Annotated in this window: 12 protein-coding genes and 1 riboswitch; of the genes, 11 read left to right on the forward strand and 1 reads right to left on the reverse strand. The window is 33.7% G+C overall.

Going from position 1 to position 10,807, the window contains the following annotated elements:
- Positions 1-143: 143 nt before the first annotated feature.
- From sdaAB to lnt, 8 genes are all read left to right on the forward strand, one after another.
- Positions 144-815 (forward strand): L-serine ammonia-lyase, iron-sulfur-dependent subunit beta, encoded by a 672-nt coding sequence (sdaAB, locus tag ACTCDL_RS10690; protein ID WP_463176465.1) that lies wholly within the window; start codon positions 144-146, stop codon positions 813-815.
- A 12-nt stretch (positions 816-827) separates the two neighbouring features.
- Positions 828-1,706 carry an L-serine ammonia-lyase, iron-sulfur-dependent, subunit alpha gene (gene sdaAA / locus ACTCDL_RS10695; RefSeq protein WP_463176466.1) on the forward strand — a complete coding sequence of 293 codons (879 nt, stop codon included), beginning with the start codon at positions 828-830 and terminating at the stop codon, positions 1,704-1,706.
- Between the two features lie 340 nt (positions 1,707-2,046).
- Complete coding sequence (locus tag ACTCDL_RS10700) at positions 2,047-2,961, forward strand: Gfo/Idh/MocA family protein (RefSeq protein ID WP_463176467.1); 915 nt, start codon at positions 2,047-2,049, stop codon at positions 2,959-2,961.
- A 57-nt stretch (positions 2,962-3,018) separates the two neighbouring features.
- The gene (locus ACTCDL_RS10705) at positions 3,019-3,987 is read left to right on the forward strand and encodes an SDR family oxidoreductase (RefSeq protein ID WP_463176468.1); all 969 of its coding nucleotides are present in this window, start codon (positions 3,019-3,021) and stop codon (positions 3,985-3,987) included.
- 104 nt (positions 3,988-4,091) lie between these two features.
- Positions 4,092-5,012: an esterase/lipase family protein gene (locus tag ACTCDL_RS10710; protein ID WP_463176469.1), complete on the forward strand. Its 921-nt coding sequence runs from the start codon at positions 4,092-4,094 to the stop codon at positions 5,010-5,012.
- Positions 5,013-5,237: 225 nt separating this feature from the next.
- The gene (locus ACTCDL_RS10715; RefSeq protein WP_463176470.1) at positions 5,238-5,921 is read left to right on the forward strand and encodes a cell wall hydrolase; all 684 of its coding nucleotides are present in this window, start codon (positions 5,238-5,240) and stop codon (positions 5,919-5,921) included.
- 243 nt (positions 5,922-6,164) lie between these two features.
- Positions 6,165-6,650 carry an ECF transporter S component gene (locus ACTCDL_RS10720; RefSeq protein WP_463176471.1) on the forward strand — a complete coding sequence of 162 codons (486 nt, stop codon included), beginning with the start codon at positions 6,165-6,167 and terminating at the stop codon, positions 6,648-6,650.
- A gap of 27 nt (positions 6,651-6,677) precedes the next feature.
- Complete coding sequence (lnt, locus tag ACTCDL_RS10725; RefSeq protein ID WP_463176472.1) at positions 6,678-8,234, forward strand: apolipoprotein N-acyltransferase; 1,557 nt, start codon at positions 6,678-6,680, stop codon at positions 8,232-8,234.
- Positions 8,235-8,265: 31 nt separating this feature from the next.
- Here lnt and ACTCDL_RS10730 read toward each other — a convergent pair whose 3' ends face one another.
- On the reverse strand, positions 8,266-8,652 hold the full coding sequence (locus ACTCDL_RS10730) for a hypothetical protein (protein ID WP_463176474.1): 387 nt from the start codon (positions 8,650-8,652) through the stop codon (positions 8,266-8,268).
- A 228-nt stretch (positions 8,653-8,880) separates the two neighbouring features.
- A riboswitch (TPP riboswitch) is annotated at positions 8,881-8,979 on the forward strand.
- A gap of 72 nt (positions 8,980-9,051) precedes the next feature.
- Between ACTCDL_RS10730 and thiT the strand changes: the two genes are divergently transcribed.
- The 3 genes from thiT (at position 9,052) to ACTCDL_RS10745 (ending at position 10,668) form a co-directional block, all read left to right on the forward strand.
- A complete protein-coding gene (gene thiT / locus ACTCDL_RS10735; protein WP_463176475.1) occupies positions 9,052-9,624 on the forward strand; it encodes an energy-coupled thiamine transporter ThiT in 573 nt (190 codons plus the stop codon).
- Complete coding sequence (locus ACTCDL_RS10740; protein WP_463176476.1) at positions 9,624-10,262, forward strand: thiamine diphosphokinase; 639 nt, start codon at positions 9,624-9,626, stop codon at positions 10,260-10,262. Before thiT ends, ACTCDL_RS10740 begins: the two co-directional genes overlap by 1 nt.
- 130 nt (positions 10,263-10,392) lie before the next feature.
- Positions 10,393-10,668: a 4Fe-4S dicluster domain-containing protein gene (locus ACTCDL_RS10745; RefSeq protein ID WP_463176477.1), complete on the forward strand. Its 276-nt coding sequence runs from the start codon at positions 10,393-10,395 to the stop codon at positions 10,666-10,668.
- Positions 10,669-10,807 lie beyond the last annotated feature (139 nt).

Below are 10,807 nucleotides of genomic sequence, written 5' to 3' on the forward strand. Positions count from 1 at the left end.
ACAGTGTTTTAACCTGTGGCGATATTATGAGTTCTACAGAAGCTACGGGTTAAAATCCGTAGCTAATTGAAATGTTAAATCTTTAATGCCATATATATATAAACAATCTAATCAAAATAACAAATCATAAAAGTGGTGGTAAAATGAGCAATTTAAGTATCTTTGATATTATTGGTCCAGTGATGGTTGGACCTTCAAGCTCCCATACTGCAGGAGCTGTTAGAATAGGAAATCTAGCAAAAGAGATAATTGGAGAAGAATTTAATCATGTAAAGGTATACTTACATGGATCTTTTAAAGAAACCTATCAAGGACATGGTACTGATAAAGCTATTATTGGCGGATTATTAGGTCTACAGACTGACAATCCTATGATTAAAGAGGCCTTCACCTTAGCTAGAGCAAGGAACTTAAGCTATGAATTTCTTCCTATAGATTTAGATAATGCCCATCCCAATACTATTAAACTCGAAATTAGTAATGTTAAGGGGAAAATTATTAATATTATCGCTTCCTCTATTGGAGGGGGTAGTGTCATTATAAATGAGATTGATGGAATTAAGGTTGGAGTTACAGGAGAACTGGCTACTTTACTTACTATTCATCAAGATAAGCCAGGTATAATAGCTAAAATATCTAGGGTTTTAGAAGACTACAAACTAAATATTGCTTATATGAAAGTATTAAGAGAATATAAAGGTTCTTTGGCTACAGCAGTTATTGAACTTGATGAGGAGATTGATGAAGAGATTTTAGATAAGATTAGAGAGATAACAGAGATTGAGGAGATTAAATTGATAGGGCCTATTAATTAGGGAGGAATTAGCATGTATAATTTTAAAAGATTAGCAGAGCTGATAGAGTTAACTAAAGAGACAAATTTATCTATAGTAGATATAATTATTGAGCGAGAAAGAGAGTTGACCAATAAATCAGAGGATGAGATTAGAGCTAAGATGGCAAAAGCCTTAGCAGTGATGAGAGAGGCAATTGAAACTGGTTTGACTGAAAATATCAAATCTACTAGTGGTCTAAGTGGTGGTGATGCTCAACTGTTAGTTGATGCTCAACAGAGAGGAAATACTATAACTGGTACTCTATTAAGTTCAGCAATTGCCAAGGCGATAGCTGTAGCAGAAGTAAATGCTGCTATGGGACGAATCGTGGCAGTCCCTACGGCTGGTTCCTGTGGAATCTTGCCTGGAGTATTATTAGCAGTAGCAGAAGATAAAAACCTTGATGATGAAGTTATTATTGATGGATTATTTGTTGCCTCTGGGATAGGTCTGATTATAGCCAAACAGGCAACGGTCTCTGGAGCAGAAGGTGGCTGTCAAGCTGAATGTGGTTCGGCAGCAGCTATGGCAGCGGGAGCGATTGTCTATATGTTAGAGGGTAAAGAAGAACAAGTACTTGATGCAGTAGCAATTGCTTTAAAGAATGTACTGGGGCTAGTCTGTGATCCAGTAGGTGGCTTGGTAGAGATCCCATGTATCAAACGAAATGCTGGTGGAGCTAGTAATGCTTTAACAGCAGCAGAATTAGCTTTGGCAGGGATAAAGAGCCATATTCCCGCTGATGAAGTAATTGTAACAATGAAAAAGATTGGCAAGACTCTTGCTCCACAGCTTAAAGAGACCTCATTGGGAGGGTTAGCTGTGACACCAACAGGTTGTAAGCTTAAAGATGAATTATTGAGTAAATAATTACGATATAACTTTAAGATTAAAGCTATCTATAACCCTAAAATTTGTTAACAAAGCTTATAGATTTATAGAGAGCTATGTGAATATTAATACATCCTCCTGTATGCAACCCCCGATAATTTCGAGACAATATTAATAATTTTGTATAATCATACAAAAAAGCGGTTATAACCTCTGTTAAAAGGAATAAATTAACAGATAAAAGAGTGTGATTTTTCGTACCCCTTTATTTTGAGATAATTACTGGAATTTATTAGTAATTAAAGGGCTTAGCTTTAAAAAATATCTAAAATTAGATATAATAACCTTAAGGTAATCTTTGAAGAAAGGGATGATATAGATGAAGATTGGAGTAATTGGTTTAGGTAGTATTGCCCAAAAAGCTTATCTGCCAGTCATTACCGCCAAGAAAGGGCTAGAGCTCTTTTTTGTCACTCGTAATCAAGAGAAGTTAGAAGCTATGTCAAATAAATATAGAGTAGTTAATAAAAGCACGAATCTAGATGATTTAATAGACTTTGGAGTTGAAGCTGCCTTTGTTCATACAGCTACTACAGCTCATGTTTCTATTATGGAGAAGTTATTAAATCATGGTATCCATGTCTATGTGGACAAGCCTATCTCTTATTCTTTAGCAGAGTCAAAGAGAATGGTAGGGTTGGCAAAGAACAATAATCTAAAGTTAATGGTCGGCTTTAATCGTAGATTTGTGCCAATGTACCAACAGTTAAAGAAGGAGTTCACAGCTGAAACTATTTTATTAGAGAAGAATAGGTTAAATAATCCCCAAAACTTTAAAATAGCTATCTATGATGATTTTATTCATGTAATTGATACCATTAGTTTTCTAGCTGAGGGGCAGTTAGAAGATTTGGTGGTAGATACAATTTTAGATGGAGAGCTATTAAAACAGATAGTAATTAAATTTAAGGGAGAAAGGTTGACTGCTATTGGAATGATGAATAGGGACAGTGGAGTTAATCAAGAAATACTTCAAGTAATCGGTAAAAAAAGAAAGGCTATAATTAAAGACTTGGTAGAAAGAGTTGACTATCAAGGGGGAGAAGAGAGAGTAAGTAGAAGTGCTAGTTGGAACCCTACCCTATATAATAGAGGATTTGTAAATATAGTCGATGAATTTATCAAGGTAGTGCAGGAGGATATAGCGATAGATGGACTTCTTGATGATGCTTTAGTTACCCATCAATTCTGTGAAGAGATTATACATAGAATTGAAGAAGAGATTAATAAGTAGTGATAAGTCAATTAGAAGAGAGTTATATTAATACTTAGATAAGAAGGATGTGATAAAGTGAAGGATGCTTTAGTTATGGGAGGAACAGAGTTTGTCAGTAAAGCAATAGCTAAGTATTTAATCTCCTTAGGCTATAATGTAGATATCTTTACTCGTGGCAGAAGAGAGGTCGACTATGAGGGTATTAGAGAGCATTTACAAGGGGATAGACATTCAGTAGAGGAGCTACACAGGGAGTTGGGAGATAGGTCTTATAACTATATCTTTGATATCACTGCTTATACTAAAGAAGATGTAGCCAAACTGGTCAAGGTAGTTAAGAGGGATAATTTAAAGAGGTATCTTTTCTGTAGTTCTGGAGCTGTTTATCTACCCAATAAAGGGGTTAGCTCTGAAGATTTTCCAAGAGGAAGAAACCCTCACTGGGGAAGCTATGGCTTAGATAAGGCACTCGCTGAAGACTACTTATTTGATTTATATCATCAGGAAGGCTTTCCAATTACTATCTTTAGACCTACCTATATCTATGGTGAAGGTAATAACCTATATCGTGAAGCTTACTTTTTTGATAGGATTAGAGATGGATTAGCGATACCTATTCCAGCAGGAGAACAGGAGGTACAGTTTGTCTATATCGGTGATCTGGTAAAAAGCTTTATCAGTGGAGCTATTTCTGAAGATGCTTTAGGTAAAGCTTATAATCTGACTAATAATAGAGCTATTACTTGGAAGAAGCTCTTAACTACAGCTATGGAGGTGGTCGGTAAAGAGGTAGAGCTAGTAGAGGTTGATAGGGGTACTAGAAGGGAGTTTAATCTAGTATCTAAGAACTTCTTTCCCTTTAGAAATATTACCTTTTTACTAAGTATAACTAGATTGAAGGAGGATAACTTACATATTCCTGAAACTACCTTAAAACAAGGGTTGAGCAGAGCCTATCAGTGGTACTTAAAAGATAATAACAATGATTTTAATCATTCGATGGACAAAATTGATTTTATCTTATCTAAGCATAAGACCATCTAATTTAAAATAACTTCTAAGAAACCTAGTGGGAATAATTGTTTTAGGTTTCTTTTTATTTTTGTGGTATGATTAAATAAAAGCTTGAGAATAAGGAGAAAAAATTTATGTTTAAAAGAATATTTCTAATCTTTATAGTCCTGTTAATGCTATTTTCCAATAATCTATTGGCACAAGGAGACTATGATTATTCCAGCAAGAAGTTCTGGCAAGAACTTTATAGTAAAGATGAGGTTGTTGATTATCCTCTAATCTTTATTCATGGGATAGGTGCTAATATAGACTATTGGAAGCAGAGTATGGAGACTATCAATCCCAATTATTATGAGATGAGATTTGTATCAGAAAATAAGATTTACCACAATTATGATGGAAAACAGAAGAATCATACTTTGTGGGGAATATCTTATTATACTCTACATCCTATGGAAGAAGCTCTTGGTGGTAATTTAGATCTATATGCTTTAAGGGTTGAAAAGATGGTGAATTTAATTAAAGATTTAACAGGAAAAGATAAGGTAATCATTGTCGCCCATAGTATGGGAGGCCTGGTTTCTAGGAGGTATATGACCTTAAGTCAAGACAATTGGGATTCAGTTCATAAGATATTGACAGTAGGTACTCCCAACGGTGGGGTAAAGACTTCTATAGAGCTTGTAGGACAACTGATAGACTTAAAAGAAGGTAGCTCATTTTTACACAAGCTCAATAAATCTTGGCAGAGATTAAGTCTAACTAAAGCTAATAAGAAATGGGGGGTGGTAGGAGCAATAGATAAGAGTATGCCCTTTAACTTAGCAATAACCCCGGATGCTACAGATTCGGCAGGAGCTGGCTTTGTAAGTATATCATCATCGATACCTTATGGAGAATGGAAAGATGCTGTAGTTAATAATTTCAATATTAGCCAAGTTAATACCCCAAATTTTGGTTTTAGACTGGTAGTTGATGCTACTCATCTAGAACTGTTATTCCATCAAGGCACCTTTAGAGGTATAGAATGGGCTTTATCTGATTTTAAAGAGTAATTAAGAAGTTTAATTGTTAACTTTACAAAGAATTACCTTTGCAAATCTCTTCAAAATAAGAGAAAATATAAGAGTAACTTAAGTCTAAGGTTAAGTTTAAGCAGAACACTTAATTTGTTCCTCCATACTACTTAACTTTAATCTTAAACTTGATTTTAATCAACTATTAGCTCTAGTAAAAAAAGAATCTAAAATAAAATCAGATACTTAGAAAGGGTTAGAGCCATGCAGAAAAGAAAACAATATAACAATTTAATCATATATATACTCATATTTACTTTAATCTTCCCGCTGCTATCGGGGTTTGTTCTGATTAGTCCTGTTTTTGCTGCTGAAGGAGGGTTGGCAGGATTAACAGGTAATAAGGGGATTATGTCTGTTTTTAAAGGGTTACTGATGTTATTTTTCTTCTCTTTCTTGTCAAACAAAGATGAATCTTCAGAAGTTTTAGATGACTCATACCAGTCTGCTGTTCAGGAAGAACCTAATATTCAAAATGGCTCTTCTTCAGCCCAGCGTTTGGATGTAACTGCAGAGGAGTTTGACTGGTTAGCCAAAGGAGTTTATTCCGAATCTAGAGGTGAACCCTTTGAAGGGCAGGTTGCAGTAGCTTCTGTTATCATCAATAGAGTATTAAGCTCTGAATTTCCTAATACTGTTAAAGGGGTTATTTTGGAAAGACCAGGAGGAAGTGCCTATGCCTTCTCTGCTGTATTAGATGGACAGATTCATCTAACTCCTGATAAGACATCATATCAAGCAGTAGATTATGCTCTTAAAGGTTGGGATCCTACTGGTGGGGCTCTATACTATTATAATCCTGTTAAAGCCACTGCTAGTTGGATCTTTGAGAATACAACCCCTAAGATTACAATTGGAAATCATATCTTTGCTGATTTAAAGAAATAAATATTTAATAAAAAAGGGCATCCTAAAGGGGTGCTCTTTTACATAATTTAATGATAAAAATTCAGAATAAGGATATATTATTGTTTTGTTATTAATTTATAAATTTTGAGATCAATTATTAAAATAACTCTTTAAAAGAGGAGAATAAGTCTAATTCAAGAATAATAAGATAAGTGAACTTTCTAATTTAAGTTATTATTCCATTTTATTTTATTAAATATATTGTGAAGGGAGGTTATTAAGGTGAAATATACAAAATGGTTGACTAGAACTGCAATCTTATTAGCCTTGACTCTGGTGGTACAAGCCTTAGGATTTCCTCTTTATGTGACAGGTCCTTTGGTTAATATGATGTTGCTTTTAGCTACAATCTTGGTTGGTCTAGAAAGCGGTCTGTTAATTGGAGCTTTAACACCATGGATAGCTCTGCTAAGAGGTATTTTACCACCACCTTTAGCAGTAATGATTCCATTTATTATTATAGGGAATCTATTATGGGTCTTAATCTATCATTTTCTAGCAAAAAAGCATAAATATTTAGGTGTTGGTTTAGCTGCTTTGAGTAAATATGGTATATTGGCTTCAGCTGTTAACTTCTTAGTGAATGTACCACCTAAGATAGCTACTTTGATGCAGATTCCTCAATTATTTACTGCTTTAGCAGGGGGGTTGTTGGCACTATCTATAGTCAAAGCTATAAATCTTAATGAGATGATTGAGGATAAGTAGTTTGTTGATAAATATTTCAGCTACAGGTTGAAGCCTGTAGCCTTATTAATATTGATTTTAAAGGATTATAAATTGATTTTAGAGAGGAAGAGTATCATGGGAAATTATTTATTGGCTATCTTTGCCGGAATATTATTAGGAGTCCCTTTTAAATTTCCTAGTCTGGCCTTGTTAGCTTGGGTAGGATTGATTCCCCTTTTATTTGTTTTGGAAAAGAGTGAGAGAAGATCTGCTTTTAAATTGGGGTGGACAACTGGCATGGTCTTTTTAGCTATTAGTAGTTATTGGTTGTTAATTTCTGTAGCTAACTTTAGTGAATATCCTTTGCTAGTATCTATATTGATATTTGTTATGGCGATCTCGATTATCAGTCTATACTTTGGTTTATTTGCTGTGATTTTTAATAATCTAAGTAAGAAGATATCAATACTCATTATAGCACCTCTAGTCTGGACTGGTGTAGAGTTTTTAAGAACTATCTTCTCTTTCCAGTTCTTATTTGCTTTTTTAGGTTATTCACAGGCTTTTATTCCCCAATTGATTCAAGTGGCTCAGTATGGTGGAGTATATTTAGTTACCTTTATTATCGTACTTGTTAATACTTTATTTTATTTAGCTTTAAAAGAGAGAGCATTTAAGTATTTAATTACCGCCTCTTTAATCTTTGCTCTTCTATTTACTTATGGTAATGCTATCTTACAAAAAGAGGTTGTAGCTAAGAAGGAGTTTGCAGTAGGTATTATGCAACCTAATATACCCCAAAAGATGAAGTTAAGTAGAGCTAAGCGGGGAGAGGTTATCAATAAAATCTTAAACTTGACCTCACAAGAATTGGCTAGTGGTGACCCTGATTTGATGATTTGGCCTGAAACAGCTATTTTAAGAGGTTATTATGAGGATAGAAAGTTTCCTTATGCCTTTTATCGAGATAATCCACTCTTTATCGGTGGTCATATTAGGGAGAATGGTCATTATCTAAATAGTGCTTTTCTAGTAAATAGAGATAGAGATATAGTTCAACGCTATAGCAAGGTCAAACTTGTTCCTTGGGGAGAGTATGTACCTTATCCTAAATTAATACCAGATATTATTGAGACAACCTTAAATCATATTACTCCAGGTAATAAACTTGTGTCTTTTAATATGAACGGGGTTACTTGGGTTAGTCCTATCTGTTCAGAGATCTTAAACCCTTTTTATATTAGAAAATTATATCAGCAGAATGACTTTATGATTAATATCTCCAATGAAGCTTGGTTTGGTAAAAGTCATGCTTCATTACAGGTCTTGCAGGCAGTTATCTTTAGAGCAGTAGAGCATAGAGTGCCTGTAGTGAAAGTCGGCAATACAGGAATCAGCGGGGTAGTAAATCAGCGAGGTGAAATTTTAGTCAAAACTAGGATGTTTAAGACCAGAACCTTTACCTTTAACCTTCCTATCCCAGAGCGCAAAAAGACTGTTTATTATAAAGTTGGTAATCTTTTTGGGTGGTTAAACTTAATTATAACGATATTATTATTGATTATTCATAACAGCAATAAGATTAACTTTTTTAAAAAGATAAATAACTCTAAAAATAATTAAAGAGTAGCGATAAGCGCTACTCTTTCTCTTTTTAAATCTTTTTAGCTCTATTTTGGTCAATCATCTCAGTGAAGTTACCATTTTCTTTCTTATTAGTTACTTTTGTAAAGAAATTATAGATAACAAGTAAGATAATAGTTAAATCAATAAACAACATAAGTAAAATAGCCACTTGTCCTAAAGTAATATTCTCTAAATTAGTAAAATTAATATTTTTTAACCCTTGTGGGCCTTGAGAGGTAATATAAATCAATAGAGCTACAACATATAAAGAACTGTTAGAGATAAATCTAAAGAATAAATTGAGTACTTCCTGTGAGCCTGCTTTATTATTAGATTGTAAGTTCTTTAAAAGTATTATCCCTTGGGCTAAGACCATCAATACAAAAGAAACTCCTATTACTAACTCTATGTTCATTAAAATCTCTCCCTTCTTTTAGTAGTTTTAATCTACAACCAGTAAAAATACTAAGGTCTCTTAAAGTACTATATTAATATTTTAACATATTACAGAGACTTTTCAATATAAATAAGCGATAGTAATAATCTGACTAAAAAATTCACTAACTATGAAAGGTGATTATATTGAAGTTTTTCTTATACTCTGTTATAATTAAATTTGATTAGATTTTTAGATAAAATTGAATATAAACACTGGGGGTGCTTTTAGGCTGAGAAGAGTATTACTCTAACCCTTGAACCTGATTAGGATAATACCTGCGTAGGGAAGTGGAAGATAACATAGCACTGTAACCACTCTCTTAAGGGAGTGGTTTTTTATATAGATAATTTTATTTGATATAGAAAGGATGAGATTATGGATAATATTAAAATCAGAAAGTTAACAGAGTTAGGTGTTGCTTTGGCTTTAGCTACTATTTTAAACTTTTTAAAGCTTTATAAGATGCCACAAGGTGGTTCAGTAACCCTCGAGATGATTCCGATTATATTCATCGCTCTACGCTGGGGTTGGAAAGAAGGGGTCTTTTTAGGTGCTACATATGGGCTACTACAACTATTATTAGATGCCAGTATCTACTATCCTTTACAAGCGATTCTTGATTATCCTTTGGCCTATGGTCTGGTAGGGTTTGCAGGACTGGTATCTAATCTATTTGCTAAGAGTTCTTTTAAAGTTAGGTCTACCTTAATAACTATGGCAACTATATTAGGGGCTAGTTTTAGATTATTAGCACATGTTATTTCAGGAGTGGTCTTTTTTGGAGACTATGCACCTAAAGGTGTTGATGTCTGGGTCTACTCTCTAGGCTATAATGCAAGTTATATGATCCCTCAAATCATAATCACAATAATAGCTTTAGTGCTATTGAACAAAGGATTAGAAAATACTCCTTTGGCTACCATCAGCAAAATACAGGAAGTAGAATAATGGAACGGGCAATCCTATTTATTAATGGGGAGTTAACAGGTAATAAGAATTTTTATCTTAATTATATCAAAGCAACTGATCAAGTAGTCTGTGCTGACGGTGGTGCTAATCATGCTTATAACTTAGGAATAATTCCTGACTTGATATTAGGTGATTTGGACTCAATATCTTCTGAGACTTTGGAGTATTATCAACAACAGCAAGTTGAATTTGCTCAATACCCTGTAGCTAAAGACAAGACAGATACTCAGCTTATTCTAGAAAAACTTCTTGAAGTAGGTTATAAAGAGATTATTATCTTTGCAGGTCTTGGGGGGCGGTTAGATCACACTCTAGCAAATCTTTATCTATTAGAGTTTTCTACTAAAGTTGAGACCAAGATTAAATTCATTACCCCTCAAGCAAGTATAGAGTTAGTATACCAAGAGAAGATTTTGATTGATAAAATTGATAAGACTCTCTCTTTGTTACCTTTAAGTGATGAAGTAACAGGGGTTTATTTGGAAGGCTTTAAGTATGGACTAGAGGATGCTAATTTTAAGCGTGGCAATACTTTGGGCTTGAGTAATATTGTTACAAAGAGTCCAGCCAAGATAAAGTTGGCTAGTGGTAAGTTATTGATGATAATTAATAATTAAATAGTAAGTTATGAGGCTGACCTACACTGGTTAGTCTTTTTTTATTTATTAGAATTATAATGAATTCACATATTTGGTCTTCTTTTAATATATTAGTATAATAACTGTATTTATTAAACAGGAGGTTAAAATGACAGATTATTATACAGGAAAAACGAGAGGTGGGGAGGATTATACTTTAAACTATATTTGTGATATTAATTGGGATACATGTGTTGGCTGTGCTGCTTGTGTCAAGGCCTGTGGTCAAGGGGTTTTGATGATGGTTAATACTCCTTCAGGCTATAAAGCAAAGTTATTAGCTCCTGTTAAATGTTTAGGTGAAGGCCATTGTATACAGAAATGCCCTACCAATTCTTTGAAAACAGAGTTTATAGAAGTTGAAGGTAATGGAGATAATAATTGAAGTAGAAAGATAAAGTTTACTTTATTTATCTAAAACATCGAAAGAAAACTCCATCTAAACTATGTATTAGGTGGAGATGAATTGGATAATATTTGTAAGGTTCGATACCTTCAAATATTCTATCTAGTATGATATAATA

It is taken from the genome of Orenia sp. (genome assembly GCF_055140805.1).

Coding starts and splice junctions, on each gene's coding strand:
- sdaAB (WP_463176465.1), top strand. CDS start 144: ATGAGCAATTTAAGTATCTTTGATATTATTGGTCCAGTGATGGTTGGA.
- sdaAA (WP_463176466.1), top strand. CDS start 828: ATGTATAATTTTAAAAGATTAGCAGAGCTGATAGAGTTAACTAAAGAG.
- ACTCDL_RS10700 (WP_463176467.1), top strand. CDS start 2,047: ATGAAGATTGGAGTAATTGGTTTAGGTAGTATTGCCCAAAAAGCTTAT.
- ACTCDL_RS10710 (WP_463176469.1), top strand. CDS start 4,092: ATGTTTAAAAGAATATTTCTAATCTTTATAGTCCTGTTAATGCTATTT.
- ACTCDL_RS10715 (WP_463176470.1), top strand. CDS start 5,238: ATGCAGAAAAGAAAACAATATAACAATTTAATCATATATATACTCATA.
- ACTCDL_RS10730 (WP_463176474.1), bottom strand. CDS start 8,652: ATGAACATAGAGTTAGTAATAGGAGTTTCTTTTGTATTGATGGTCTTA.
- thiT (WP_463176475.1), top strand. CDS start 9,052: ATGGATAATATTAAAATCAGAAAGTTAACAGAGTTAGGTGTTGCTTTG.
- ACTCDL_RS10740 (WP_463176476.1), top strand. CDS start 9,624: ATGGAACGGGCAATCCTATTTATTAATGGGGAGTTAACAGGTAATAAG.
- ACTCDL_RS10745 (WP_463176477.1), top strand. CDS start 10,393: ATGACAGATTATTATACAGGAAAAACGAGAGGTGGGGAGGATTATACT.